Below are 26,121 nucleotides of genomic sequence, written 5' to 3'. Positions count from 1 at the left end.
GATTCGCAATATATTTACAGGTTATTTGTAACTGATTGATAGAATCATCCGTTTCTTTTAAAATATTGCAATCGAAGTACTTTATTTTTTCGTGTTGGCACTTTAATTGAATTGTAATTTATATTACACTTTTTTATTTCAATCTATAATAATGTTTAGAAAAACTTTAATACTAGGTCTATTTTTATTGTTGTCTCAGTTTCTTTATGCCCAAGATACGATTATTGATAGCGAAAAAATAAACAAAGCCATCGATTATTATCAACAAGCTAAAGCTGATTATAGCATTAAGGCTTATGATAAGGCCTTAAATAATTTCATATTGGCTTATGAACTGAATCCTAATTTCTCTGATTACTCCTATGGTGTAGCAAGCTCATATTATGAGTTAAAAGACTATGAGAATGCAAAGAAGTACATAGAATTGACGATTAAATTACAAACAGGTCAAGCGGATTATCATTTGAAGGCAGGAAATATTTACTTCAAGTTAAAAGACTTCCGTAAGGCGGTTCGTAATTATGAAATTACATTAGCCAATCTTAATCCAGAGATTCCAATCAATACTCAAAGCTGTTATTATAACAAGGCGGTGAGTCATTATTATTTAAAAGACTATACCAATGCAATTCACGACCTTTCAGTTTTAATTGAGGAGGATCAAGAAAATTATAATGCCATTCATTTGAGAGCAGTTTCTTATTTACGCTTAGGAAAAATGGAAGATGCCTGTGTTGGTTTTCATACTGCGAAAGAATTAGGGAATTTAAAATCGCAGGAATATATTGATAAGCATTGTCAATCGAATTAGTTTTTGGTAGCTCTAAAATCATTTAAAAGGTAGCATATCTAGGTTAAAATTTGTACGTTCGAAGAAATTTTAATTCAAAAGTATACTATTCATAAAGGTTGAACTACAAATAATTGACCCTTAGTAGAGTAGTGATAAAGCATAAAAAATAAGATGATTAACGTACATACATTAACTTTTAGCCCTTTTCAAGAAAATACATACGTAGTTTGGGACGAGACAAAAGAAGCAATTGTTGTCGATCCAGGCTGTTATGATGCTTCAGAAGAACAAGCATTGAAAGGATTTATTGAAAGCAACGAGTTGAAAGTGGTGAAAATTGTCAATACACATTGTCACCTAGATCATGTTTTCGGTAACAAATTCTGTCAAGATACTTTTGGTGTGAAATTATATATTCCCAAAGGTGAGATTGAGACTTTAGCGAGTGGTGCTAACTCAGCGGCTAAATATGGTATTCCGGGTTTTGTGACTTCTACACACGATGAACTACTAGAAAATGAAGGTGAAGTCACTTTTGGAAATACATCACTTCAAATCTTATACGCTCCAGGGCATTCACCAGGGCATCTGGTTTTCTTTGATCAAGAGCAAAAAATTGCTTTAGGTGGAGATGTTTTATTTAAAGGTTCAATTGGTAGAACAGACTTGCCAGGTGGTGATCACCAAACTTTATTAGATAACATCAAAAATGTAATGTATGCCTTGCCTGATGAGACAATTGTTTATCCAGGGCATGGGCCGTTCACAACAATCGGTGATGAGAAAAGAAGTAATCCATTTGTAAGAGGTTAATTATGGGAATTAAAAAACACATTCCAAACGCCATTACTTGTGGTAACTTGATCAGTGGTTGTATTGGTATATCATTCTGTTTCGAAGGTGATTTGTTTTTGGGAGCAGCTATGATTTTAGTAGGAGCTACTTTTGACTTTTTCGATGGTTTTGCAGCCAGAATGTTGAAAGTCTCGTCCCCAATGGGAAAAGAATTAGACTCCTTAGCTGATATGGTCACTTTTGGTGTTTTACCTGCAGTGATTCTTTATCAGTTGTTATTACAGGTAGAACTATTAGCAGATACGCATACTACTTATTTACCGTATATCGCTTATCTGATTGCAGCGTTTTCAGCGATTCGTTTAGCGAATTTCAATATTGATGAAAGACAGTCAGATGGTTTTATTGGAGTACCAACACCCGCTAATGCTCTTTTGATAGGATCTTTGCCCTTGATATTAAGATATTATCCAGAGTTCTCGCCTTACATTCTTAACAAGTACCTTCTTATTGGTATCGCAGTCGTAATGTCTTATTTACTAAATGCAGAAATACCATTGGTATCTTTAAAGTTTAAAAACTTTGGGTGGAAAGGGAATGAACCAAGATATACATTAATTGGAGTTAGTGCTTTGCTTTTGATCTTTTTACAGGTGGCAGCATTGCCTTTGATTGTTGTTACTCAGGTTTTGGTATCAGTTGTATTTAGAAAAAGCAACGATTGATAATTTCTATATTGAACAGAATGAAAAAGCCTTCATTGAAATATCATACAATTCAATGAAGGCTTTACTTTTTTATTGGAAAACACTAAAAAACGGTATCCTTATTAATTTCAGCACCACCCCATTCTATTACTGTAAAACCTTTTCTTTCTTTTGAATAGATTTTCAATAGAGGTTCAGTTACTACTTTATTTTTACTACACCCTTCAAAGAACATGTAAAGGCGAATTTCTTGATCTGGTTGAGGATGTACTTTTAATTTAGCTATGTCATCACAGTTTTCATTAGCTACAAATTGAATAAAATTGTACTCATTTTTATTCAAATCTGGAATCCAATAACTAATGAAATCGTTGATCTCAAATGTATTTAATCCAAAAGAAGGTAAAGCTTTTTCAAGGAACGATATCGTGGAATCTTTTGCGATCACATATCCTTTATTATGATCTTCAAGTGACATCTTAGGAGTTAAATCACCTTCCCAATAAATGTATTTGTGTTTCCTTTGATCATTCTTGTCGATCACTTCACCGGTAGGAAGGACTTTTATATTCCAACCTTCAGAATTGTATTTTGGATAAGAAGCCGTAATTTCTCCATTTAGTTCTACTTTTACATTGGCATCAATTTCCTTTTCTGAATTAAAATAGATGACAGGCTTTTTGATTAGTATTTTAGGCTTTAAGTTCTCATCTGTTCTCGGAACAATATTGACAATTGTAAGTTTAGTTTCCTCATTGATGTACGAAAAACTTTTACCATCGAGTACTTCTAGTCTGAGTAAATAATTTTTATCAATTAAGAAATCATCTATATTTCCTTCAATGAAAAAATCATCATATTTGAAAACAGTAAAACGAGGATCGACATCAAGGTATTTTTCAATCATATCTTGAATAGATATTGGTTTGATTTTTTTCTTTGTCTTTAAGCTTATAGTAGAGTTAGTACTATCTACCTTATCTTGAACCATTACAATGCTCTCAATATTCTTAACCTCAATCTTAGGTTGTACATTATATAACTTTCCATTGATCTCATATTTGATTTGATCACCTTTCAAATCAAAAGGAATCGTTATATGCTCTATTTTGATCTTCTTTTGCCCATAAGAATTATGAACGATTAGTGATAGACTGATCAGTAAAATGTTAAAAAATAATTTAGTCATATTTTGCTTTATTTGAATGATTTAAAGTATTTACGAAAGTGATATCCCCAAACAATGAGGAGAATTATAAGAGAATAGAAGTGGAATTTCCAATTCCATAAGTAATTTGTTTCCCAGTTTTGATTGGCATTTAATGCACTTGCACGTCCCCAAGCTATAAAAGCATCTGCCATAGGCAATCTACCACCTAGGTACATTTTTTTATTATCACCTTTTGAAACAAAGCCAAAAGTATTAATTGTCTGATATTGTTGTATTGAAAGTTCAATATCGCCATACACTGCATAAGTGCCAATACCAACAATAGTACCTGCAAAACCAACTCCCAAAATAACGGGGCCAGAATCGATGTCCCCTAAGCCAAATTCGCCTTTAGGATATTCACTAATAGAGGGAAATGTAATAGTAGTTTCAACAAAGTATTTTTTAAATAATTGGTACTGTTTCTTTCCAAATTCAGGATCAATTTCAGCAAGCATTCTCAACATAAGAGACATTGAAGAACCTCTTGATTTCTCTATAACTTCAGCATTTTCATAATTAGTCTGATGAGCAATCATCCCCAATTCATCATCTGTATTTTCTTTGATTTTATCTATCCAATTTTTAATAGTTCTTTGATACTTTGGTTGATAAATTTTATCATAATTAGATAGAGCAGCAATTGCGATAAAATTATCAGCAGGCCAAGCTTTCATGGGGTGTGATTCTAGAAATGCTAAAGAAGATTGATCAAATGTGTTGGCAATAATATCACATTTTTCCTCCAGTTCATTTTTATAAAGTTCAGAATTTTTGAATGAGACATCAACTGCTAAGATTTTTGATAGAAGATAGGTTGACCATCCAGAATAAAAAACGCCATACTCTGGTTTTAAGAACTTTGCAAAATTGAAACGAGCTTCTGGTTTATTGATGGAATGATACACAAATAGAGCTTCTTTAATTGCTCTTCTTTTCAATTCAATATTGTCGGGTAGAGATAACGATAATTCACACCAAGCTAAACCATATAGAGCATTAATAAAAACAAATCCCTAAGGGAAAAGTTCTTGCATATCTTCTCCTAAGTGTTTGTACTTTAATTCATTTTCAAGAAAGTTTAATTGCAAAAGAATATCTTCTTTTGTTTCCTCTTTTGAAAAGTGCTGAGTATGTAATTTAATATTGAACCAAATTATAGAAATACTTATCCCTATCAGGACAATCAGGTTTAGTTTCTGCATTAGTTTTAATCAAAAAAATGAAAAGCAGTCTATTATCATCAAAGATTTTTTATTGCCTTATTCCTTTTTCAACTTCGGAACTTTATCTCTAAAGATTTGATATCTTTTGTAGCCATACCAAAACTCCTCTGATCCAACTTTAAGTATGGTAAGTGTGGGAATTGCGAAAATCATCCCTACAACACCGCCTAATGCTGAACCTACGAATACAGCCAAGAAGATGGCCAAGGGATGCATTTTTACACTTCGTGAGAAAATGATAGGTTGTACGACTACATTGTCTACTAATTGGACTACACCAAAAACAGAAAGTACCTTAACTACTAGGAATATGTAGTCAGACATTTCAGTTAAAGAAGGATCAGTAAGGATACCTACCAAAACGCCAAATGACCCACCAATAAATGGTCCTAGATAAGGAATGAGGTTAGCCACTGCAGCAAATACGGCAATAGTAATAGCGTATTCTACATTAGCGATCTTTAATCCGATAGTAGCAATAGAAAAAATACTTAGCATCTGTAAGAAAAGTCCTAAAAGATAACTAGAGAGTAGTTTTTCAGTCTTGATTAAAGCAGAAATAGATACCTCAAAATATCGATTAGGAATTAGTATAATTAATTGACGTCTTAATAAACTTGGATCGTAGAGAAAGAAAAATGTAATAAATAATACAGCCATTGTTCCTACGAAAAAGTTACCTGTCAATGCAATTAAACCATTGACAAATGTTCTGATACTATCACTTTGAATTAAAGATGTAATCCTTTCGGTCAATTGTTCTAGTAGAAACCCTTTTTCAGCGTCTTGTAGGATATATTCTCTAATAAGGTTTTCAAGACTGTAAATTGGCCCTTCAACCACCATAATCAACTCTTGTGTGTTTTTGTCTGTCAAGACTTCAATTTGACTCTTGATGAGAGGATAAAATAGGAAAACAAATAGTCCTATGATTCCAAAGAGGATTATGAAAGAACAAAAAACGGCTAAGGTTCGGGGGAATTTATATCCGAACGCATGGAAATTAGCAATGTAATTGGTTGGCGTTTGTAAGATGGAGGAGATAATCAGTGAAATAACAATATAAGCGAGGATATCTTTCAACTGAACAGAAAGCCAACCTAACACAAATATGATAGCGATAAACAAAAATAAGTTCGTAAATGAACGAAAGTATTTTGCTACAGACGCGATTGATTTAATTGAATTATAGAGTTTATCAGGTACCATATCAACTATTTAGTACATCAAAAAAATATGATTTATGGAATGGGTCTTTTGAATAATTAAAGATAAAAAAGACTCCTACTTAAAGAAAATAAGTAAGAGTCTTTTTTCATTTTGGAATGATCAAAGGCCTAGTAAGATAAATCATTATCTAGTGGCTCGCTTTTGAAATCATTATTGTAGCTTTCTTTGTAATCGTAGTCCTCATCAGGTAAAAGATCATTCTTGACCTTGTCTACGCATTCACCCAAAGCATCAACAAATTTTTCAAAATCTTCCTTGTATAAGAAAATTTTGTGCTTTTCAAATACAGGCTGATCATCTTTGAAACGCTTTTTACTTTCCGTTATGGTCAAGTAATAGTCGTTCGAACGAGTTGCTTTAACATCAAAGAAGTAAGTACGTTTTCCTGCACGAACTTTCCTTGAAAAGATTTCTTCTCTTCTCTCTTCCACAGTCCTAATCTTTTAGTTTATTTACGATCCTAATTTTTATATAACATTTCTATTATCCAAATCAAATCGAAAAAAAATGCATATTATTTCTACTTTCGACCAAAAATTAAAGAAAAGGGGAAAAAAATTGTAAGTTTGCCTTCGTTTTTAATGAAGATTCTATGAAACACTAACCTTTAATGAAGAGAAAACTTTTATTGTCCTTTGTATTTTTTTTAGTAATTCAACATTTTTCATTCTCTCAGACTATTAATAAGATCGGTTACAAGGAGATGGGCAAAGCCTCTTATTACCCTGACGACAGGGATGGAATTATTACTAGAGGGGGTGTAAAGTTTAGTAAAGACTCAATGTATGTAGCGCATAAATACTTTCCATTCGGAAGTATAATTAAAGTGAGAAATATTGATAATGGAAAAACGGTATACTTAAAAGTAGTTGATCGTCCTTACACTTCGTCCAGAATTATTGATATGACTTATGAGGCAGCACAACGTTTAGACATCATAGGACAATCTGAGAGCATGGTTGAAGTAATCTTGAAAGATACACCTGCAACTTTAAAAGAAAAGAAAAAACTTCAGCAAACACTCCAAGCAAATGCTGTAAAGGAGAATAATAGCATAGATATTGATAAGAATTTATTTAAGGAAGTAGGAACATATAGTTTATACGGAGAAAAAAGTTTGGAAGGTGTTGGAATTCAATTTGCAACTTCACCCGATCTTGAACATATCATTTCGGAAGGAAAAAAAATTGAATCAGATTATCTTATTTCTTCTGTTTTTGTACAAACAGGATGGTCTAACGGACAAAAAGTTTATCGTTTGCTGATTGGTAGTTTTTCTTCTACTGAAGCAGCACAACCATTATTACAGTTATTAAAAAAAGGGGGCTATTCTGACTGTTTTATCAAGAAGCACCATAACAATTAAAATTATGAACCTAAAGAAGGTAATTCTATTACTATCCTGCTTAGTGACTATAACTACACTTTACGGACAAACTAAGGTAGGTGATAAAAAAAGAGGACAATCGTCTTATTATGCGAATAAATTTCACGGAAGGAAAACAGCAAATGGTGAGCGTTTTAATATGTACGCTTACACATGTGCACATCGAGAACTTCCTTTTGATACGTATCTTAAAGTAACCAACCTAAAGAACGGTCGATGGGTTGTGGTGAGAGTAAATGATAGAGGTCCTTTCAAGTCCAATCGTATTTTGGATTTATCAAAAGCTGCGGCTTCAAAAATCAATATGATTGAAGACGGTATCGCTAAAGTTGAAATTGAAATCTTGGCCACAAAAGGGCAGGGAACCAAAGTCAAAGAAGGTACTTCGGGTGGATCCGGTCAGGCCATTTCTTCTAAGGATGTTAAAAAAGATAAAAAGAAAAAGGATGCCACTGTAAGTAACAAACCTAAGTCTTCTTCCAAATCTTATGGAGCACCTGGTACTTATAGTATTTGGGGTACTTCAAAGTCGATTAAGAAAGGGTATGGAGTACAATTAGCTTCTTATTCGAATTTAGCAAAAGCCAAAGAAGCAGGTAAGATTGCAAACAAGAAAGGACTTACTGAGGTATATATTCAATCTGGCTATTATAAGAGTAAAGTGATTTATCGTTTGTTGTATGGTGATTTTTCTCAAAAAGAAGCAAAAAATAACATCAAAAAAGTAAAATCTAAAGGATATAAAGGTGCCTTTGTCAAAAAGCATTTGTAACTTAATAGAATGGAAGTTGAAATTTCTGATTTAATAAAAAGTGTCCGATTCTTTTTTAAAGAGGAAATGGAGTTGGTTTAAATCAGCACCAATTTTAAAGATGATATTCTCTTTTTTGGCACCTACACAAGTTGTTTCAGCTAACATTACACACTTCATTAAGTAAAGTAAGATTATAGATGTTACAAGAAATCTCTTTTGATACCATACGACAATACGGTAATATAGAACTCTTAGCCAAACAAATGGTAGAAGGGTTTATTACTGGATTACATAAATCTCCTTATCACGGTTTTTCGGTAGAATTTGCTGAGCATAATCTTTATAATCCTGGAGAAAGTACAAGGCATATTGATTGGAAAGTATATGCACGTACTGATAAGCTTTTCACCAAACGATATGAGGAAGAAACAAATCTGAGGGCAATGATTGTCTTGGATCGTTCTCCTTCAATGTACTATCCTGACAAGACCTTTGATAAAATGGCATTTAGTACGATGGCGGCAGCGTCATTGGGCTATATGCTCCAAAAGCAAAGGGATGCAGTGGGGTTGTGTACCTTCTCTGATGATTTGGAGGAAATGACGCAAGTGAAATCCACCAGAACTCATTTGCATCAGATCTTTGTGAAATTACAGCAAATGTTGGAAAAACCGCCTCCCCAAAAAGGGACTCATATTGCTAAGGTTTTACATCAAGTTGCTGAAACAATTCATAAACGTTCTTTGGTCATTATCTTTTCTGATATGATGGGACAGATGGGAAATAGGGATGAAATGTTTGCTGCCTTACAACATTTAAAGCACAACAACCACGAAGTTTTATTGTTTCATGTTGCGGATCATAGTACAGAGTTGCAATTGGAATTTCCAGAGCGTCCAATGGTTTTTGTGGATGTGGAGTCTGGACAAAAAGAAAAACTTCGTCCATCGCAGGTAAGAGAACAATATCAACAAACTATTCAACAACTTTATCATGATTTAAACGTAAAATGCGGTCAATATAAAATTGATTATGTTGAAGTGGATAGTAAAAAAGATATTGATCAAATCATTATTCCTTATATGTTGAAGAGACAAAGGATGAGATAGTTTGAGGTAAGAGGTGAGAATGAAGAAGTCATCACATTCGATTATTTCAATATCTTGAAAAAACAAATTGGCAAAATCAAAAAAGCCGTTCCAACCTAAGTTGAAACGGCTTTTTAAGTTTAAAAAATATAGGAAGTGAATTACCACTTCGTGTTTCTCATGTCACCAGAAGTCATGAACTCCGAGTGCATGTTGAATACTCTATCCAATGCTTGAGGCGTTTGTGGATGACCTGAAGTTACCTCTAAGTACTCTTTTAAAGTCTCTTTGTAATCAGGGTGAACACAATTCTCAATAATAGCTTCAGCACGTTGACGTGGAGATTTACCTCTTAAGTCAGCCACACCTTGCTCTGTGATAATCACCTTTACAGAGTGCTCAGAATGATCTTCGTGAGATACCATTGGTACAATAGCACTGATGCTACCACCTTTAGCCACTGAAGGACAAGTGAAGATCGACAAGAAGGAGTTACGAGTAAAGTCACCAGAACCACCGATACCGTTCATCATTTTCGTACCCAATACGTGAGTTGAGTTGATGTTACCGAAGATATCCGCTTCAATGGCAGTGTTGATTGTAATTAAACCTAATTGACGAACGATCTCTGGGTTGTTTGAGATTTCTTGAGGACGTAAAACTAATTTGTCTTTGAAGAAATCGAAATCACCATAGATATCTTTTAATACATCAGGAGATACAGTCAATGAACAACCTGAAGCGAAAGTGATATCACCATTTCTCATTAATTCGATCACTGCATCTTGGATCACCTCAGTATACATTCTGAAAGGAGGGATACCAGGGTTCTTACCCAATGAGCCTAAAACAGCGTTGGCAATATTACCCACACCAGATTGGATTGGTAAGAATTCTTTAGGGATAGTACCTTTTGCCAATTCACCTGCTAAGAAGTTAGCAACGTTATCACCAATTTTTTGAGTTACTTCATCTACTGGAGCAAAACCACCTACTTCATCAGGAGCGTTTGTTTCTACAATACCCATGATTTTTGAAGGATCAATTCTTAATACAGGTTCACCGATTCTAGCATCTGGAGAATAAACTGGAATTGATTTTCTGTAAGGAGGATCTAATGGTTGGTAAATATCATGAAGACCTTTGATAAATTTAGGGTGATTACTGTTTAATTCAATAATAACCTTTTTCGCTAATTTTGTAGCTGTTGGGGAGATACCCACACCTGATGTAAGTACAACCTCACCATTTGGAGTAATATCAGCTGCTTCAATAATTGCCACATCAATTTCTCCGAAGAAACCGTAACGCATCTCTTGAGCTAATGCAGATAAGTGCATGTCAAAATATTCCACGTGACCGTTGTTGATCGCACCTCTCATATCCTTATTAGATTGGTAAGGAGTACGGAATTTAACAGCATTTGCTCTTGCTAATTCTCCATCTAAAGAATCACCAGTAGATGCACCTGTAATCATTCCAATTTTAAATTCTCTACCTGCCTCATGCTCTTTTTTTGCTTTCTCAGCGATAGCCTTAGAAATTACTTTTGGAGATCCTGCAGGAGTGAAACCACTAAATGCGACAGTTGTGTTATGGTGTACATACTCGGCCGCTTCTTCTGGAGTTAAAATTTTAAATGGCATATTATTTTGTCTTTGCTTTTAAACTGATATTGTTTATTTCTATTAAGTGTAATAATTCAATTCTAATAGGCTTTAAAAAGTCACACAATATTGGTGTGTTATTTAATATTAACCTTGAAATTACACTGTAAAGATAGAAGGCCGTCAAATGAAAAATGATGACCGTTTAACAACCCCAAAAGGTGATTAAAGTAATGTATTCTGTAATATTTTTTAATGAAAAGGTTAGGGTCGTCATTGTTGTTCTTTAATTAGTTCATTTTTTAGAGATAAGGTCATGATTGTGCCTTTTCTTCTGTTAGTTGGGGTAGTGTAATGTAAAAAGGTTCAAGCCTAATGTATTTTAAGTTAGATTCCGCCATTAGTGGTAACAGAGGAACAGATTAATAGGTCTTTACAATTTTTTGAAGAAGTACTAGAAGAAGTTTTAAGTGAGATATTAGTCAATTAATTATTAAATTCGAAAATGATTAATTTAGAAAATACAGCCTTATTCAAGGACAAAGCGTATATAGATGGAATTTGGAAAAGTGCCCAAAATGGAAAAACTTTTGTGGTTACCAATCCTTATAATCAACAGGAATTAGCTCAGGTGTCGGATTTTGGACCTGAAGATATTCCCCCTGTTATTAAAGCTGCTGAAAGTGCTTTTCATATTTGGAAGAAAAAAACGGCGGCAGAAAGGGCCATAATTTTAAGAAAGTGGTATGAACTTCAAATCGAACATGCCGAGGATTTAGCCCGAATCTTAACAACTGAGCAAGGGAAACCCTTTCCAGAAGCTTTAGGTGAGATAAAATACGGAGCATCTTTCGTAGAATGGTTTGCAGAAGAAGCAAAGAGAGTTTATGGGGATGTGATACCAGGGCACGGGGAAGATAAACGAATTGTGGTGATCAAACAACCCATTGGTGTTGTAGTTGCCATCACTCCTTGGAATTTCCCCAATGCAATGATTACAAGAAAAGTTGCTCCTGCATTGGCGGCTGGTTGTTCAGTGGTTATTAAGCCTTCAGAAGAGACGCCATTATCAGCATTGGCATTGGCTGTTTTAGCTGAAAAAGCAGGTATACCAAAAGGCGTTTTCAATATCGTAACTACAACAGATTCTGCAAATGTTGGAAAGGTGTTGACGGATAGTCCCGTTGTGAAAAAGTTATCTTTTACAGGGTCTACTCCGGTAGGTAAACAATTGATGCGTCAATCCGCTGACACAGTAAAAAAGATCTCTTTAGAACTAGGTGGAAACGCCCCATTTATTGTTTTTGATGATGCAGTGCTTGAAGAAGCAGTACAAGGAGCTATTGCATCAAAGTATAGAAATGCAGGTCAGACTTGTGTTTGTGCCAATCGTATTTATGTTCAAGAAGGAATATATGATGCTTTTGTCGCCCTCTTTACTGAAGAGGTACGCAAGCTTAAAGTAGGAAATGGTTTTGAAGAAGGTGTAGAAATTGGTCCTCTTATCAATAGCAAAGCAGTTCAAAAGGTAAACTCTCTAATTGATGATGCTTTAGAAAAAGGTGGAAAGATTAAGCTTGGTGCAAAAAGTGAATCAAATGAAAATACATTGTTCCAACCCACTATTATGAGTGATGTAACTTCAGAGATGAAATTTGCAAAAGAAGAAATTTTCGGCCCTGTAGCTCCAATATTCAAATTCAAAACCGATGAAGAAGTCATTGAAGCAGCGAATAATACAGAATATGGATTAGCTTCTTATTTCTATGGTAACAATATGAATAGAGTATGGAAAGTTGCCGAAGGTTTAGAATACGGAATGGTAGGAATTAATACCGGAATGATTTCCACTGCAGTTGCACCTTTTGGAGGGATAAAAGAAAGTGGAAATGGTCGTGAAGGCTCTAAATACGGTATGGATGATTTCCTTGAAATTAAGTATTTATGTTTTGGAGGGGTACAATAAATTAAGACTCTAACTATACTATAAGTAGGCAGCACTGAGATATATTCGGTGCTGTTTTTTTGGTGGTGAGATAGTAATAAGTAAAAGATAGTTTGGGGTTATTATCGAATGATAATAGATAACTTCAATCTATCTTCCCTCTAAATAAATGTCATCATTGTAATTCTATTTTCATTTTCCTTCAAAAATGATGTAATTGCGCATTCTTAATAGAAAAAGAATACTATATAATTATATAAATGGCAAAGCAGAAACCTAGCGTACCTAAGGGTACTAGAGATTTTGGGCCCGAGCAAATGGCCAAGAGAACTTATATTTTGGAAACAATTAAAGACGTTTACAAGAAATATGGTTTTCAAAACCTGGAGACACCAACTATGGAAAACCTTTCAGTATTGACAGGTAAGTATGGTGACGAAGGGGATCAGCTTTTATTTAAAGTTGTGAATACTGGTGACTACTTGGAAGATGTAAATGCAGAAGACCTTGAAAAAGGAGCGAAGCATATGCTTCCAAAAATCTCTAACAAAGGTTTAAGATATGACCTTACTGTACCTTTTGCAAGATACGTTGTGATGAACCGAGGTACATTAAGCTTTCCATTTAAAAGATATCAAGTACAACCTGTTTGGAGAGCAGACAGACCTCAAAGAGGACGTTATAGAGAATTCTATCAGTGTGATGCCGATGTGGTAGGAACAGATTCATTATTATGTGAAGCTGAAATCCTAGCAATGATGGGTGAGGCATTGACGAATCTTCAAATCACAGATCACACGATCAAATTGAACAACAGAAAGGTCTTGACAGGTATCGCTGAAGCTATCGGTGAAAACGGTAAAGAGTCGGAACTTTGTGTTGCGATTGATAAATTGGACAAGATCGGTGTGGAGAAAGTGAACCTTGAGTTAGTAGAGCAAAGAGGTTTTACACAAGAAGCAGTAGATCAATTGACGCCAATCTATGAAATGAGTGGTTCAACAGCGGAACGTATCGAAAAGATGAAAACGTTCTTAGCTTCTTCAGAAGTAGGATTGAAAGGTTTAGCGGAGTTGGAAGAGGTATTCAACTACACAACTAAAATGGGAGTTCCTACAGAAAAAGTTGAATTTGACGTAACACTTGCTCGTGGTCTTTCATATTATACAGGTGCTATTTTCGAAGTGAAGGTAAACAATGCCAATATGGGTTCTATCAGTGGTGGTGGTCGTTATGACAACCTTACTGGCGTATTCGGTTTAGACGGAATGTCTGGCGTTGGTTTCTCATTTGGTGTAGATAGAATCTATGATGTATTAGAAGAGTTGGATTTATATCCTTCATCAGCTGTTGAGACAACAAAAGTGATGTTGACCAACTTTGATGATCAAGGAAGAGACTATTCATTGCCATTATTACAGAAATTGCGTAATGCTGGAATCTCTGCTGAATTATATCCTGATAATGCCAAAATGAAAAAGCAAATGAACTTTGCCAATAAAAAAGGTATTCAGTATGTCGTTTTAGCGTGGGAAGATGAAATGGCTCAAGGGAAATTCTCATTGAAAAACATGAGTACTGGTGAGCAAAATATGCTTTCAGCAGATGAGATTGTAGACCTTTTGAAGGGATAATCAATCTTTGATTAAAATATAAGAGTCGCTTTTGGAGTAAAATTCAGAAGCGACTTTTTTTGTTGTAACAATAAATAAAGCGAAGACATCACTTCAGTGTTGTTGTAAGCAAATATGACTTGCCCATGACTTCAGTCATGGTGACCGGAACACAAAAAAAGCAGTCACCATATTTATGATAACTGCCATCTATATTTTTACTTAGATAAGACTAAACATCTTTCTTCCCTGCCAATAAGTACAACGCAGCCATACGAGTAGCCACGCCATTCTCTACTTGATCAAGGATGATCGCATTTTCAGCATCCGCAACATCAGAAGTGATTTCTACACCTCTGTTGATTGGACCTGGGTGCATCACTACGATTTCTTTATCCAGTGATTCTAAAATCTCTTTTGTCAAACCAAAGTTCTGAGAATATTCTCTTACCGATGGGAAGTTCTTTACCAATTGTCTCTCCATTTGGATACGAAGCATATTGGCCACATCACACCAATTTAAGGCTTTCATCAAATCATGCTCTACGATTACGCCAAGGTCTTTGATGTATTTAGGAATCAATGTATGTGGTCCGCAAACCATTACTTCAGCACCAAGCTTCTGTAATGCGAAGATATTGGATAATGCCACTCGAGAGTGAAGAATATCGCCAACGATCACTACTTTCTTACCTTCAACAGTTCCCAATTTCTCACGAATAGAGTAAGTATCTAATATTGCTTGAGTAGGGTGTTCGTGCGTTCCATCACCTGCATTTAAGATCGTAGCATCAATGTGTTTCGCTAGGAAGTGAGGAGCACCAGGACTAGAGTGACGCATCACAATCATATCTACTTTCATAGATAAGATGTTGTTGACCGTATCAAGAAGCGTTTCTCCCTTTTTCACTGAACTACCACTCGAAGAGAAGTTAATCACATCTGCTGATAATCTTTTTTCAGCCAGCTCGAAAGATAATTTTGTACGGGTAGAGTTTTCAAAGAAAACATTGGCGATAGTAATATCTCTCAGAGAAGGAACTTTTTTGATAGGTCTGTTGATGACCTCTTTAAATTGATCGGCGGTTTGAAAGATCAGTTCTAAGTCTTCTCTAGTGAGATCTTTTATTCCAAGTAGATGTTTCTGACTTAACATTATATGAATATCTGCAAGAAATTGATGTATATAAAAAAACGGTCATTCTAACGAACGCCGTTGTAAAATTATTGATTAATAAGCCAAAGGTTATCTTCCTGATGACCTTCTTCTTTCCATTCTGCTTGAATGTATTGAGACTGAATGGAATTGACTACCTTACCCACATAAGTAGGTTCAATTGGTAAATCACGGCTATATTTTCTATCGACTAAACAAAGTAGCTCAACCTTTCTTGGACGACCAAATGCCATCATAGCATCTAAAGCCGAACGGATAGATCTTCCTGTAAAGACTACGTCATCAATAAGAATAACGTTCATGTCTTCTACTAAGAAAGGAATATCGGTTTTACTAGGAGTGAGGATACTTTGACCTCTTCTAAAGTCATCGCGGTGAAAAGTAATATCCAACTGACCTAAAGGAACTTCAACCTTTGCCAGTTCTAAAATACGTTTCTTTATTCTTTCAGAAAGAATAATACCGCCTTGCTGAAGACCAATAATCACTGTGTTAGAGAAGTCTCCATGATTCTCAATCAACTGTTGACTCAGTCTACTGATTGTAATGTCAAGTAATTGACTTTGTAATATGCTTACTTTTGCCATTTTCTATTTCTAGAATTCATTACAGGGAAAATTACCCCTTCGATTCTAACCTGTAAATCTATGAATTTTCTTTCAAATTTGTATAAAAACCTCGCATTTTGATGAGTTCGTCTAAAGAATTACAATGACGGAACAAATGATGCTTTTCATCGATATGTTTTTCCTTTAACTCTTCAAAAGAAGTAAAGACCATATTATCAATTGTTTGTTTGTCTTCTGCCATTTCAGGATCAATTCCTGTCACCAATTCACCTTTAACTCTTTTCACCCTAAAAAAAAGTTCGATACCATGGAGAGGGAGGTCAAAAAACTCATGCGTAAACATAAATTCATCAATTTCAACCTCAAGACCTGTTTCTTCTAGGAATTCTCTTTTCAAAGCTCCTTCTACAGATTCCCCGTATTCTAAACCACCGCCAGGAGGAGCCCAGAAAATCCCTCTTTTACCTATTCCATGGTGAACAGCCATTAATATTTTATCATTTTCTACCAATACACCGCAGACTCTAACTCTTAGTCGATGTCCGAATGTTTTTTCTATATCTTCTTTGGATGCTTTGTTACTCATTATGTTTTATATTAATGAAAGTGTTGGAGTCGATAAAAAATCAAATATAATAATTGATATACTTAATACATTGTAAACTCAGTTTTCAGCTAATTTTCATTGAACTGATTTGAACCTGATTGGGAGTGAATTCTATAATTCTGATTGAATGAGGAGGAAATAAAACCAAATTTATGATGATTTTTTTTAATTTAAAGGATGAGAATGCTCCTTCTTAGCTCCTGAAAAATAAATTTAATAGCATGTTTTGATTTACTTAGTTTGTTTTTAGGTAGTTGTTGTAGGGGAATACTCAGTAAACTTCTTTTTTATACGTAAAGTGCTAATTATTACATATTTAATTAAGTATCATACGTACTCTTGTTTTTGTATAATAAGTAATATTACTTAAATATGTTACGTAATATTTCCTGCTGAAAAACAGTTTTTTACCTCTCAAAAAACTAGACCAATAGTGAAATATGACATAGTTTCCGTTTCGAACACCCTCTACATTTGTATCATAAGCAAGCACAAACGCTATAGGAAACTCTCATAACTTACAAATTAACATGACAAATGATTTAAAGCTATTCTCTATATCTCATAGTAAAGCTACTGTTAAGGTAAGGGAAAAATTTTCTTTAAATGATTTAGAAGTAAAGCACTTTTTACAAAAGCTCAAGGAGGTGCTAGGAATAGATGAAGCGATTGTTTTGTCAACTTGTAATAGAGTTGAGGTCTATTATGTTTCTAAATCAATATTGACGCAACAGATACTTAAATTACTCTGCGTACTTAAATGTCAGGTTCCATCTGATCAGTACATCAAATATATTGAAGACAAGGAAGGTGATAATGCTGTAGAGCATTTATTTTCTACTGGGATAGGTGTAAATTCTCTATTACTCGGCGATTTGCAAATATACGGACAACTGAAAAACGCCTATCAAAATGCAACAGATGAAAATATGTGTCAGGCTTTTCTTCATCGCTTGATGCACACCTTCTTTCATTTTCATAAAAGAATTACAAATGAAACCTCTTTTAAGAAAGGGGTGAGCTCTAATGGTTATGCAGCCGTAAAAGTTACAGACGAATTTTGTAAGTATAATAATGATGCGAAAATATTGATCATCGGATTAGGAGAGATGGGTAAGGATGTTTGTCAATATTTACAAAAGAAAAATATTAATAATGTCTCGATAACAAATAGATCATTAGAAAAAGCGCTTCAGTTTAATAAAACCTTTGGTTATGAGGTGGTAGACTATGAGACTCATGAAGAAATGTTATTTGATTTTGATGTAGTGATCACTTCTGCACATCACGAAAAAATCGTTTACAAACCATCAATATCAAGTTCACAATCTCCTCAGTTAATTATTGATTTATGCTCTCCAAGGACAGTGTCTCCTACCTTTAATAGAGTAGGAACAAAAGTTTTAAACATTGATGATTTAGGGATGCAGTTAGATGAAACTATCAAACTGAGACAAGCAGAACTAACCAACGTAAGTCTAATTTTTAATGAAGAGTTATTGAAGTTTAATTCTTGGCTCAAAGAAACTTATTTCACACCTACTGTATTACTTTTAAAAAATGCATTAGAGGAGTTAAGAAGAGATTCGTTAGCTACTTTTAAAAAAGAGTTTAATTCATCTGAGTTGGAAGCCATAGAAAGGGTTTCGAATAGGATGATCCAAAAAATTGTACAACTCCCAACACTACAACTCAAAGAAGCTTGTAAGCAAGGTAATGTTGCTACTTTAAATGAGGCACTAAAAGCACTCTTTATGCTTGAAGAGCCTAGTATTCACACTTCAAAAATTTAATTGACTATGGGTTTTTTAAAATCACTTTTCGGTAAAAAGACAAAAAAAGAAGAAGGACCGGTATCCGCAAAACAAATTGAGTTAGTGCAAAGTACATTTGCAATGGTGGCACCGATCGCCGACAAAGCTGCAGAGATCTTCTATGCAAAATTGTTTGAACTAGACCCTTCTCTAAAATCAATGTTTACGTCTGATATGGCGGAACAAGGTAGAAAGCTGATGGCTATGTTAGCTGCGGCAGTGAATGGTTTGAATGACTTAGGTGCATTAGTTCCAGTCGTTCAAGACCTAGGTAAAAGACACGTAGGTTATAATGTAGAAGATTCTCATTATGATACAGTTGCAGCTGCATTGTTGTATACATTAGAGACAGGTTTAGGTGAAAACTGGAATGACGAGGTGAAGGATGCTTGGACTACTGTATACGTTGTATTAGCTACAACAATGAAAGAGGCTGCTGCTACTGTAGAACCTGTAGAATAATGACCTCTACGATTAAAATTGAAAATCTCTTTTCTTGAGTAATATAGTTCCATAGCAGAGGGGTTCATTCGCCATGGCTCCTTTGCTACTATTACTCCCTACAACAACTCCCAAAAAACATTAAACATTTTAACACCAAACAATAGATTCATGAAAACTTTCTGCAAATTTAATCAACTTCGAAGTTATATTCTGCTATCATTGACCACAATCGGTTTTTACAATTGTCAACCACTACCAGAAGATTCAACTGCACAAGTATCGAATAAAAAATATTCTATAGAAGAAGCTTTTACGATTGTTTCAAAAGAAAACGATGTAGCTAGAACACTTTACACTAAAGCCATTGTGGGTGCAGGTAAAAAGAAAGGTTTGAAATTTGACGAGGATTGGGAAAAAGATCACATTGAGGCGGGTCCACTACCTGCATTATTCTTAAGAGGAATTGCCGGTGATATTCGTAAAAAAGGAGAGGTGCCATTAGGGTTATTCCTAGGTTCTGATTTCCCAATCAGAAAATCCAATAAATTCAAAGGTAAGCAAGCTGAACTTTTTGCTGAAATGAGAAAAGATGAGCAACCTAAGTTCTTCTACGATGCTGAAAACAAGTTGTATACTGCAATGTTCCCTGATTTTGCATCTGCAGGTGCTTGTGTAAGCTGCCACAATAAACACCCTGAAACGACAAAAGCCGATTGGGTATTGGGTGATATTCAAGGAGCTACAACATGGACTTACCCTGAAGATTCTGTAAGTTTTGAAGAATTAGAAGGTATGATCATGGCCTACAGAAATGGTGCTGCAAATACTTTCCAAAAATACATTGACAAGACAAAAACATTCAAAGAAAGTGATATACCAGTAGTTGGTGAAGAATGGCCTTCAGGAGGTTACCAATTACCAAGTCCAAATATTTTCTTGGATAGTGTTGGTTTATTAACTTCTGAAGAAACTTTAAGTGGTATTCTGAAATTATAATATAAAGTCTTAGTACTAAAATTACCTGTTGTTGTGCGACTCCCCTCTAGGTTTCATATTTTTTTGACAAAATACGTATATCTATTTTAAAATCTACTTTTCATCTTTTGAGGGGAGTCTACATTTAATTAATTCAGTTATGCATAAATTAAAGTTTATATATATTGGCTCTTTTCTATTTGCTCTATTTGTAATTCAAGATGTTTTTGAATTAAGATGGGAAGCATTATATGAACTACAAGAAGAGCAAATGTATAGGAGATGGTCAGGATTGGGTGTGCTATTAGTGATCCTATTCCAATGGACCTTGAGTTTAGTAAGAAGTGTACCAAGGTGGGAAGATAAATCTATTGTATTTCATAAAATACATAATTGGTTAGGGGCATTTACTCCATTGATATTTTATGTTCATTCTATGGAATTAGGGTTTGCCTATTTATTAGTATTGAGTATCACATTCTTCAGTAATTTTATCATGGGAATGTTCAACTTTGATGTCATCAGAAGTAAGTCTCAATTGTTCTTTCAAGGTTGGATGATTGTTCATGTTTCGCTATCAGTATTTATCACATCTCTTACGTTCTATCACATTTGGGTCGTTTTCTTTTACGAATAAACCTTAAAATCAACTCCCATGGAAAAAATTAAAACGCTAAAAGTTACAGATGTCATCAAGGAAACGAATGATGCGATCAGTATACATTTCAAACAGCCTTTTTTCAAAAAAATAAAATATACTCCAGGACAATTTCTGACACTATTGGTCAATGTTGATGATAAAGTGCTTAGACGTTGTTATTCTCTAAACAGTGCCCCCAAAGTAGATCAAACCATTAGTGTTACTGTAAAGAGAATTAAAGATGGTAAAGTATCTAATTTCCTTTTCGATTCTGTAAAGAAAGGAGATAAAATAAAAGTACTTTACCCAATGGGTGAATTCACAATGCAGCCTGATCCTAATAAAAAGAGACATATTGTTCTTTTTGGAGCTGGTAGTGGTATTACACCTTTATTTTCTATTCTAAAATCAACTTTATATAAAGAACCTAAGAGTATCGTTTCTCTATTTTATGGAAACAGAGATATTGAATCAATTATTTTTAATGAACTCTTAGCGAATATAAAAAACGAATTTCCAGAGCGCTTAAACTTAATTCATATCCTTGAGAAACCTGGTGATTTTAGCGATTGCTACAAGGGAAGAGTAGAGAGAAGTCAAGTTCCAATTTATTTAGAAAAAGTCCCTAAGTGGCCCGTTGAAGAAACAGAATATTTTATTTGCGGTCCATCTGGAATGATGAATGAAGCGGAAGAAGGATTGAAATTAAGTCTAGTACCTGAAAAATATATTCATATTGAACGTTTTTCTGCTCCACCACCTTCTGCTCAGGAAATCCAACAGCAAGGTGCATTTCTGGAAAACAGAGAAATTAAAATCAAACACAAAGAGAAATCTTACCAATTTACTGTTCCTGCCAAGAATAATATCTTAGAGGCAGCATTGGATGAGAAAATTAAATTGCCTTACGTATGTATGGATGGGATTTGCGGAAGTTGTAAAGCAAAAGTCACATCTGGTGAAGTATTTATGCGAAAAGGCCATGTACTCACTCCAAAAGAAGTAGAGGAAGGGTACATACTACCTTGTATCTGTAATCCGGTCACTAACAATGTGGTGATTGAGTATGCATAATCTCTTCGATTATCACTTTACAGACAACAAAAGAAAGATCTTTGAATCAATGCTACATGAATGGTTTTCACAATGCGTTATGGGAGTTAGCAAAAGTTAACCTAGTAGCATTTGATTCTCTCCCAAAAAACTTTAAAGCATCAACAAATGTTTAAAATAAGTAGAAAAAGAAAGAGACAATTTATAGGGATGTGTACAGGTATATTTATCTCTGCTATTACCTATGTAACACTTTCTCTTCCACAAAATGATGATTTCCTTTCTAAAGGACCTCTTAATACAGGACATGAAAACCTTCAGTGCGAAACTTGTCATACACCTGCTAAAGGTAATGTATTCCAGCAAGCACAGGCAAATTTTATGCATACTGTAGGTCTTAGAAGAACTGAAGCAGATTTTGGGACTCAAAATGTTGATAATCAAAAATGTTTGGATTGTCATGATAGAGCAAACGATAGGCATCCATTGCATCGTTTTGAAGAGCCTCGTTTTGCTCAGGCTCGAAAAGACATTGGTGTAACTGAATGTGAATCGTGTCATCAAGAACACAATGGAGTTCGTATTACTCAAACCAATATTGGTTATTGTCAATCTTGCCATGAAGATACTGAGATGAAAAATGATCCTCTAGAAGTATCTCATAAAGAATTGATTGGTCAAAAAAGATGGAATACATGTCTACAATGTCATGATTTTCATGGAAACCATATTTTTCATGCTGCTGAATCCCTGAAGGATACCATTCCTGTACAAGAGATCAAGGCTTATTTTGCTGGAGGTAATTCACCTTATGCAGAAGAGAAAAAATATTATGCTACAACGGAAGAGGAATTGAATAAAAAGAATTAACCTTCAAATTTCACAATAGGAGTGTTATTTAAAGTTCGATTATGTAAATTGATCAATAATAGGTACCAGTACAAAAGAAATACTTTTTTGTACTGGTATTTAAGGTTTAAACTTCAATTTTTTCATATTTGAACTAAACAATGAGTACTACAAAAGCAAAATACGATGTTTTATTTGATGAAATTTCTGCAATTGCAGATAGAGCTTCTTACCGTAGTCAAGAAAATAAACTAAAATCATTTAGAATTTATCTTGGAATTGCCATCGCATCCGCATTAATAACCATTCTAGTGGCAGTGTCAAATGATGTTCCATTGAAATATCAACTACACACAAAAATACTTACCCTTCTATTGAGTGGAGTAACAACTGTTTTAGCAGCTTGGGATGGTTTTTATAATCATAAACAACTTTGGATCAACTATGGTGAATCAAGAAATCAATTACGTGCCATTCAGTTGAAAATGAAAATGATGGATGAGCAGGAACGGAATAATGACAAGGCTCTTGATACTATATTTAATGAATTTCAGGAAGTGATGCATAATGGTAATTCAAATTGGAAATCATTAAGAATGGAAAATGTAGATGCGACTGCATCGAAAGAATAAACTGTAACATTTATAGTAAGTACCATGATAAAAGTCTTATAACTTATGTCATGGTACGTAAGAAGTGGGTGTTAACTAATGCTTGATACTTACTCTTTTTAATTCTTCTAAAACTTCAACTTTATTATATTAATTATTCTTTTTACTACCTATTCATTTTGGCGTTTAGTTCTTTAGTTAGTAACTTAATACTAATACCTAAATAAGACCATTAATGAAATTTACATTGCTATTCCTAATTACATCAATAATACTTGGATGTAATTCTCAACAACACACCAATAAAAAAGAAGTAGACCAAAACTCATTTATCAAAAAAGAGAAAAACACAATTCATACAGGAGAAACAAAGATGTTTCCATTAAAGAAAATTGAATTTAACCCAAGGTATACTTGGGAAGAAAATATCAATGGGGTATGGTATGATGCTTTTGGCGGTTCACCTGACAAAATCTTAAAACTTATAGAATTTCCTACTGAGTTTTTAGATAAAAATGGCGTACTAGCCATTATTGAAGATCAAGGAGAAGTCAAATATTACTCTTTTCTTGGAGGGGAAGATGAAATCTTTATCTTAGATGAAATAAATACATCTAATCAATCTGTATTAACCACTTATGGAAAATCTGCTTATTCGTCAATCAAAGTTTATGATTTTAGTTATTTAGAAGAAAGTAATGAAATTAAAGCATCATATGAAATCTTTGGAATGACAGAACCGGAAGATGGTGATGGAGTAATACCTTTTCAAAAAATTCAGCATGACATTTTGATAATAAATCCGTCAGGTGTAATAGAGCAAGGTGCTGCTCGAACTCAAAAGTTTAATGCAGATAATGGTGTAGTGATGAATGAAGACTCAGCTCTTGATATTTACCAATTTTTATATCAGAAATATTATAGTGCTCTTTCAAATGAATTGAATGCTAATAAGATGGAGTTGCTACTAAGTGATATTAAGGTTTTAACAAGAGACAAAGGAGTGGTAGATAATATTTTTAGACCTGTAAATAAAATTAAGAAGGATCATTATGTAAATGATTTAGGCCTCCTTGAATATGATTGCTATTTTATCCCTTACAAAAATAATTTTAAGCTAAGAGATTTGATTTACTCTGATTACCCCGTTTTTTATGTTGAAGATCATGGGGAATATGTGTATAAAATTACCAACATGAATGTTGAAGAAGACCTTATTTCTATTAGTTTGAAGCAAAGCTATTATATCAATGAACATTCTGGAGAAATAGAAGAAGTGGATGATAACTTTCCTCTTATTAATTTACAATTTATCAATAAAAAATGGGTGCTAAGTTTTCAATCCAATCCATTAATGATGGAGAAAGATAGAAAAGGCCTTGATGTCATTAATTCAAATGAAGGGCAGTAAAGAATATACAGAAATAGAAAAGTTGAAGGAAACTTTTAAGCACCATTCTATCTCTATCATAAAGAATAAAGAGAAATTCAGAAAAGACTTATATTATGTAGATGTAAAGGTGGATGACTTTGACTTTAAACTATTGATAGATGATGAGTACGGTGATTTCTCTGACAATAATCAATTGATCAATTGGTTTCTTGTTTTATACGCTCTAGAATTATATTCTGATACAGAAGATATTCTGGAATGGAGTAAGGAATTAAATATCAATGTAAAGATTGTATTAGAACATTATAAAGACCTTGATGAAATTTATAGAAAACTAACTGAAATAATAGGAGAGATTGAACTTCCCATTTCATCTTATGATTATACCTTAAGAACTGGAGTTGTAAAAGCATTAGTGAAATATAGGAATTGATTCTATTAAATAGAATCAATTTTTCTTATATGTATGGTATTAAACAATGTATAATGTATGATTATAAGTTTATTTTAGCTGTTTATGTCTATTTTATTAATGTTTAAATTAAAACGTGTAAATTATTTACGATTTTGTGTAAATACTTTTTTCCTTCATCTATGATATTTGTAATGTAATCAATCGGGAATAACAATAAAGAATAATAAGTCCTTTGATTTACATAAATAAATATCAAAATTTAAAACAGATAAGTATTATGAAACCAAGCTCAAAAGAAATTAAAAACTTTTCTCCAATGACTCAAGAATGGTTAGAAAGTGGGAAATTTATGCAAATTGAAGGTAAAACTATTTTTACATTTGATGTAGGAGAGGGAACGCCAATTCTACTATTACATGGTCACCCATCTTCAAGTCATGATTGGAAAGGAGCAGCAGACCAATTAAAAGATAGAAGTAGACTTATTTCATTTGACTTAGTAGGATATGGATTAAGTGAAAAACCAGAGGCATTTAGTTACTCATTATTCCAACAAGCTGACATTGCTTTAGGCTTAATACAAAAGTTAGGACTGAAAGAAGTACATGTGGTAAGTCACGATATAAGTACTAGTATTCATACAGAGTTGCTTGCAAGAGCAATAGACGGAACATTACCTTTTAAGATTTTATCAAATACATTTTTAAACGGTAGTATTTTACAATGGGTATCCAATGAGCCACCTGAGCAGGATGTTTTCCAAAATAACACAAGATTATTTGAAGGAATTAAAGCTTTGGAAGGAATCGACAAGAAAATGCCTGAAATTATCAGAGGGATTATCAGAAAGCCTGTTCCACAAGAGAAATTGAATATGATTGGTGAGTTAATGGGTTACCGTGATGGACATTTACGCCTTGCAGCACAATCTGTTTATATGAGAGAAAGATACGTTCATGCCAAACGTTGGGTTGGTGCTATGGAAAACACTAAACCAATGCGTATCATTTGGGCGGAAGATGATCCAGTTGCCAACATCCAAATCGGTAGAGAATTAGCTCAACGCATAGAGCATGCTGACTTTGTACAATGGAAGGGTGCAGGTCACTTTCCAAATTTCGAAGATCCTGACTTCGTAGCAAAACAAATTGCCATTTCAACAGGAATCTAATCACAATACACTTTTAATAAAATATCAACGAAAAGGTTTGGGTATAAA

Annotated in this window: 27 protein-coding genes; 18 read left to right on the top strand and 9 right to left on the bottom strand. The window is 34.0% G+C overall.

What is annotated here, in order from left to right:
* Positions 1 to 151: 151 nt before the first annotated feature.
* The 3 genes from IC221_RS16445 to pssA all read left to right on the top strand — a co-directional run bounded on the left by IC221_RS16445 (position 152) and on the right by pssA (position 2,313).
* Positions 152 to 811, top strand: a complete 660-nt coding sequence (locus tag IC221_RS16445) for a tetratricopeptide repeat protein (RefSeq protein WP_188170017.1) — start codon at positions 152 to 154, stop codon at positions 809 to 811.
* Between the two features lie 153 nt (positions 812 to 964).
* Positions 965 to 1,606: an MBL fold metallo-hydrolase gene (locus tag IC221_RS16440; protein ID WP_188170016.1), complete on the top strand. Its 642-nt coding sequence runs from the start codon at positions 965 to 967 to the stop codon at positions 1,604 to 1,606.
* Positions 1,607 to 1,608: 2 nt separating this feature from the next.
* Positions 1,609 to 2,313 carry a CDP-diacylglycerol--serine O-phosphatidyltransferase gene (pssA, locus tag IC221_RS16435; protein WP_188170015.1) on the top strand — a complete coding sequence of 235 codons (705 nt, stop codon included), beginning with the start codon at positions 1,609 to 1,611 and terminating at the stop codon, positions 2,311 to 2,313.
* Positions 2,314 to 2,398: 85 nt separating this feature from the next.
* Here pssA and IC221_RS16430 read toward each other — a convergent pair whose 3' ends face one another.
* The 5 genes from IC221_RS16430 to IC221_RS16410 all read right to left on the bottom strand — a co-directional run bounded on the left by IC221_RS16430 (position 2,399) and on the right by IC221_RS16410 (position 6,392).
* A complete protein-coding gene (locus IC221_RS16430; protein WP_188170014.1) occupies positions 2,399 to 3,484 on the bottom strand; it encodes a hypothetical protein in 1,086 nt (361 codons plus the stop codon).
* A gap of 8 nt (positions 3,485 to 3,492) precedes the next feature.
* The gene (locus tag IC221_RS16425) at positions 3,493 to 4,446 is read right to left on the bottom strand and encodes a hypothetical protein (protein WP_188170013.1); all 954 of its coding nucleotides are present in this window, start codon (positions 4,444 to 4,446) and stop codon (positions 3,493 to 3,495) included.
* A 75-nt stretch (positions 4,447 to 4,521) separates the two neighbouring features.
* Positions 4,522 to 4,710, bottom strand: coding sequence for a hypothetical protein (locus IC221_RS16420; protein ID WP_188170012.1), 189 nt, complete (start codon positions 4,708 to 4,710; stop codon positions 4,522 to 4,524).
* Between the two features lie 57 nt (positions 4,711 to 4,767).
* Positions 4,768 to 5,940 (bottom strand): AI-2E family transporter, encoded by a 1,173-nt coding sequence (locus IC221_RS16415; RefSeq protein ID WP_188170011.1) that lies wholly within the window; start codon positions 5,938 to 5,940, stop codon positions 4,768 to 4,770.
* A 128-nt stretch (positions 5,941 to 6,068) separates the two neighbouring features.
* The gene (locus tag IC221_RS16410; RefSeq protein ID WP_188170010.1) at positions 6,069 to 6,392 is read right to left on the bottom strand and encodes a DUF3276 family protein; all 324 of its coding nucleotides are present in this window, start codon (positions 6,390 to 6,392) and stop codon (positions 6,069 to 6,071) included.
* A 179-nt stretch (positions 6,393 to 6,571) separates the two neighbouring features.
* On the opposite strand from IC221_RS16410, the gene IC221_RS16405 reads away from it, so the two are divergent.
* The 3 genes from IC221_RS16405 to IC221_RS16395 all read left to right on the top strand — a co-directional run bounded on the left by IC221_RS16405 (position 6,572) and on the right by IC221_RS16395 (position 9,211).
* Positions 6,572 to 7,327, top strand: a complete 756-nt coding sequence (locus IC221_RS16405) for an RlpA-like double-psi beta-barrel domain-containing protein (protein WP_188170009.1) — start codon at positions 6,572 to 6,574, stop codon at positions 7,325 to 7,327.
* A 4-nt stretch (positions 7,328 to 7,331) separates the two neighbouring features.
* On the top strand, positions 7,332 to 8,120 hold the full coding sequence (locus IC221_RS16400) for a septal ring lytic transglycosylase RlpA family protein (RefSeq protein ID WP_188170008.1): 789 nt from the start codon (positions 7,332 to 7,334) through the stop codon (positions 8,118 to 8,120).
* Positions 8,121 to 8,299: 179 nt separating this feature from the next.
* Positions 8,300 to 9,211: a DUF58 domain-containing protein gene (locus IC221_RS16395; protein ID WP_044203801.1), complete on the top strand. Its 912-nt coding sequence runs from the start codon at positions 8,300 to 8,302 to the stop codon at positions 9,209 to 9,211.
* A gap of 140 nt (positions 9,212 to 9,351) precedes the next feature.
* Here the strand turns inward: IC221_RS16395 and IC221_RS16390 are convergent, their stop codons facing one another.
* The gene (locus IC221_RS16390; RefSeq protein ID WP_188170007.1) at positions 9,352 to 10,836 is read right to left on the bottom strand and encodes an acetyl-CoA hydrolase/transferase family protein; all 1,485 of its coding nucleotides are present in this window, start codon (positions 10,834 to 10,836) and stop codon (positions 9,352 to 9,354) included.
* Between the two features lie 466 nt (positions 10,837 to 11,302).
* Between IC221_RS16390 and IC221_RS16385 the strand changes: the two genes are divergently transcribed.
* Positions 11,303 to 12,763: an NAD-dependent succinate-semialdehyde dehydrogenase gene (locus IC221_RS16385; protein ID WP_188170006.1), complete on the top strand. Its 1,461-nt coding sequence runs from the start codon at positions 11,303 to 11,305 to the stop codon at positions 12,761 to 12,763.
* Positions 12,764 to 13,002: 239 nt separating this feature from the next.
* Positions 13,003 to 14,376, top strand: a complete 1,374-nt coding sequence (gene hisS / locus IC221_RS16380; protein WP_188170005.1) for a histidine--tRNA ligase — start codon at positions 13,003 to 13,005, stop codon at positions 14,374 to 14,376.
* A 211-nt stretch (positions 14,377 to 14,587) separates the two neighbouring features.
* On the opposite strand, the gene IC221_RS16375 is transcribed toward hisS, so the two are convergent.
* The 3 genes from IC221_RS16375 to IC221_RS16365 form a co-directional block, all read right to left on the bottom strand.
* Entirely contained in the window at positions 14,588 to 15,511 is a 924-nt protein-coding gene (locus IC221_RS16375) for an aspartate carbamoyltransferase catalytic subunit (RefSeq protein WP_188170004.1), read from the bottom strand.
* A 68-nt stretch (positions 15,512 to 15,579) separates the two neighbouring features.
* The gene (gene pyrR, locus IC221_RS16370) at positions 15,580 to 16,119 is read right to left on the bottom strand and encodes a bifunctional pyr operon transcriptional regulator/uracil phosphoribosyltransferase PyrR (RefSeq protein WP_062618401.1); all 540 of its coding nucleotides are present in this window, start codon (positions 16,117 to 16,119) and stop codon (positions 15,580 to 15,582) included.
* 58 nt (positions 16,120 to 16,177) lie between these two features.
* Positions 16,178 to 16,687, bottom strand: a complete 510-nt coding sequence (locus IC221_RS16365) for an NUDIX domain-containing protein (protein ID WP_188170003.1) — start codon at positions 16,685 to 16,687, stop codon at positions 16,178 to 16,180.
* Between the two features lie 551 nt (positions 16,688 to 17,238).
* Here IC221_RS16365 and hemA point away from each other — a divergent pair.
* The 10 genes from hemA (at position 17,239) to IC221_RS16315 (ending at position 26,073) form a co-directional block, all read left to right on the top strand.
* Positions 17,239 to 18,501, top strand: a complete 1,263-nt coding sequence (gene hemA, locus IC221_RS16360) for a glutamyl-tRNA reductase (protein WP_188170002.1) — start codon at positions 17,239 to 17,241, stop codon at positions 18,499 to 18,501.
* A gap of 6 nt (positions 18,502 to 18,507) precedes the next feature.
* Positions 18,508 to 18,984 carry a globin family protein gene (locus IC221_RS16355; RefSeq protein WP_044203813.1) on the top strand — a complete coding sequence of 159 codons (477 nt, stop codon included), beginning with the start codon at positions 18,508 to 18,510 and terminating at the stop codon, positions 18,982 to 18,984.
* Between the two features lie 150 nt (positions 18,985 to 19,134).
* Positions 19,135 to 19,962 carry a DUF3365 domain-containing protein gene (locus IC221_RS16350; protein WP_044203816.1) on the top strand — a complete coding sequence of 276 codons (828 nt, stop codon included), beginning with the start codon at positions 19,135 to 19,137 and terminating at the stop codon, positions 19,960 to 19,962.
* A 139-nt stretch (positions 19,963 to 20,101) separates the two neighbouring features.
* A complete protein-coding gene (locus IC221_RS16345; RefSeq protein WP_044203818.1) occupies positions 20,102 to 20,578 on the top strand; it encodes a hypothetical protein in 477 nt (158 codons plus the stop codon).
* 18 nt (positions 20,579 to 20,596) lie between these two features.
* Positions 20,597 to 21,655, top strand: a complete 1,059-nt coding sequence (locus IC221_RS16340; protein WP_188170001.1) for a ferredoxin--NADP reductase — start codon at positions 20,597 to 20,599, stop codon at positions 21,653 to 21,655.
* Between the two features lie 147 nt (positions 21,656 to 21,802).
* The gene (locus IC221_RS16335) at positions 21,803 to 22,504 is read left to right on the top strand and encodes a cytochrome c3 family protein (RefSeq protein ID WP_188170000.1); all 702 of its coding nucleotides are present in this window, start codon (positions 21,803 to 21,805) and stop codon (positions 22,502 to 22,504) included.
* Between the two features lie 140 nt (positions 22,505 to 22,644).
* Positions 22,645 to 23,115, top strand: a complete 471-nt coding sequence (locus tag IC221_RS16330; protein WP_188169999.1) for a DUF4231 domain-containing protein — start codon at positions 22,645 to 22,647, stop codon at positions 23,113 to 23,115.
* Positions 23,116 to 23,329: 214 nt separating this feature from the next.
* On the top strand, positions 23,330 to 24,505 hold the full coding sequence (locus IC221_RS16325; RefSeq protein ID WP_188169998.1) for a hypothetical protein: 1,176 nt from the start codon (positions 23,330 to 23,332) through the stop codon (positions 24,503 to 24,505).
* Complete coding sequence (locus IC221_RS16320) at positions 24,477 to 24,920, top strand: hypothetical protein (RefSeq protein ID WP_188169997.1); 444 nt, start codon at positions 24,477 to 24,479, stop codon at positions 24,918 to 24,920. The genes IC221_RS16325 and IC221_RS16320 overlap by 29 nt, the downstream gene beginning before the upstream one ends.
* A 259-nt stretch (positions 24,921 to 25,179) precedes the next feature.
* Positions 25,180 to 26,073 (top strand): alpha/beta fold hydrolase, encoded by an 894-nt coding sequence (locus IC221_RS16315; protein ID WP_188169996.1) that lies wholly within the window; start codon positions 25,180 to 25,182, stop codon positions 26,071 to 26,073.
* Positions 26,074 to 26,121 lie beyond the last annotated feature (48 nt).

Source organism: Flammeovirga sp. EKP202, assembly GCF_014534745.1.
Lineage (GTDB): Bacteria > Bacteroidota > Bacteroidia > Cytophagales > Flammeovirgaceae > Flammeovirga.
The sequence above is the reverse complement of the archived record's forward strand: the minus strand, read 5'-3'. Positions and strand labels throughout refer to the sequence as shown.

Coding starts and splice junctions, on each gene's coding strand:
- hisS (WP_188170005.1), top strand. CDS start 13,003: ATGGCAAAGCAGAAACCTAGCGTACCTAAGGGTACTAGAGATTTTGGG.
- IC221_RS16345 (WP_044203818.1), top strand. CDS start 20,102: ATGCATAAATTAAAGTTTATATATATTGGCTCTTTTCTATTTGCTCTA.
- IC221_RS16315 (WP_188169996.1), top strand. CDS start 25,180: ATGAAACCAAGCTCAAAAGAAATTAAAAACTTTTCTCCAATGACTCAA.
- IC221_RS16325 (WP_188169998.1), top strand. CDS start 23,330: ATGAAATTTACATTGCTATTCCTAATTACATCAATAATACTTGGATGT.
- IC221_RS16400 (WP_188170008.1), top strand. CDS start 7,332: ATGAACCTAAAGAAGGTAATTCTATTACTATCCTGCTTAGTGACTATA.
- IC221_RS16440 (WP_188170016.1), top strand. CDS start 965: ATGATTAACGTACATACATTAACTTTTAGCCCTTTTCAAGAAAATACA.
- pyrR (WP_062618401.1), bottom strand. CDS start 16,119: ATGGCAAAAGTAAGCATATTACAAAGTCAATTACTTGACATTACAATC.
- IC221_RS16330 (WP_188169999.1), top strand. CDS start 22,645: ATGAGTACTACAAAAGCAAAATACGATGTTTTATTTGATGAAATTTCT.
- IC221_RS16340 (WP_188170001.1), top strand. CDS start 20,597: ATGGAAAAAATTAAAACGCTAAAAGTTACAGATGTCATCAAGGAAACG.
- IC221_RS16355 (WP_044203813.1), top strand. CDS start 18,508: ATGGGTTTTTTAAAATCACTTTTCGGTAAAAAGACAAAAAAAGAAGAA.
- IC221_RS16375 (WP_188170004.1), bottom strand. CDS start 15,511: ATGTTAAGTCAGAAACATCTACTTGGAATAAAAGATCTCACTAGAGAA.
- IC221_RS16430 (WP_188170014.1), bottom strand. CDS start 3,484: ATGACTAAATTATTTTTTAACATTTTACTGATCAGTCTATCACTAATC.
- hemA (WP_188170002.1), top strand. CDS start 17,239: ATGACAAATGATTTAAAGCTATTCTCTATATCTCATAGTAAAGCTACT.
- IC221_RS16385 (WP_188170006.1), top strand. CDS start 11,303: ATGATTAATTTAGAAAATACAGCCTTATTCAAGGACAAAGCGTATATA.
- IC221_RS16415 (WP_188170011.1), bottom strand. CDS start 5,940: ATGGTACCTGATAAACTCTATAATTCAATTAAATCAATCGCGTCTGTA.
- IC221_RS16445 (WP_188170017.1), top strand. CDS start 152: ATGTTTAGAAAAACTTTAATACTAGGTCTATTTTTATTGTTGTCTCAG.
- IC221_RS16350 (WP_044203816.1), top strand. CDS start 19,135: ATGAAAACTTTCTGCAAATTTAATCAACTTCGAAGTTATATTCTGCTA.
- pssA (WP_188170015.1), top strand. CDS start 1,609: ATGGGAATTAAAAAACACATTCCAAACGCCATTACTTGTGGTAACTTG.
- IC221_RS16365 (WP_188170003.1), bottom strand. CDS start 16,687: ATGAGTAACAAAGCATCCAAAGAAGATATAGAAAAAACATTCGGACAT.
- IC221_RS16405 (WP_188170009.1), top strand. CDS start 6,572: ATGAAGAGAAAACTTTTATTGTCCTTTGTATTTTTTTTAGTAATTCAA.
- IC221_RS16335 (WP_188170000.1), top strand. CDS start 21,803: ATGTTTAAAATAAGTAGAAAAAGAAAGAGACAATTTATAGGGATGTGT.
- IC221_RS16320 (WP_188169997.1), top strand. CDS start 24,477: ATGTCATTAATTCAAATGAAGGGCAGTAAAGAATATACAGAAATAGAA.
- IC221_RS16390 (WP_188170007.1), bottom strand. CDS start 10,836: ATGCCATTTAAAATTTTAACTCCAGAAGAAGCGGCCGAGTATGTACAC.
- IC221_RS16395 (WP_044203801.1), top strand. CDS start 8,300: ATGTTACAAGAAATCTCTTTTGATACCATACGACAATACGGTAATATA.
- IC221_RS16420 (WP_188170012.1), bottom strand. CDS start 4,710: ATGCAGAAACTAAACCTGATTGTCCTGATAGGGATAAGTATTTCTATA.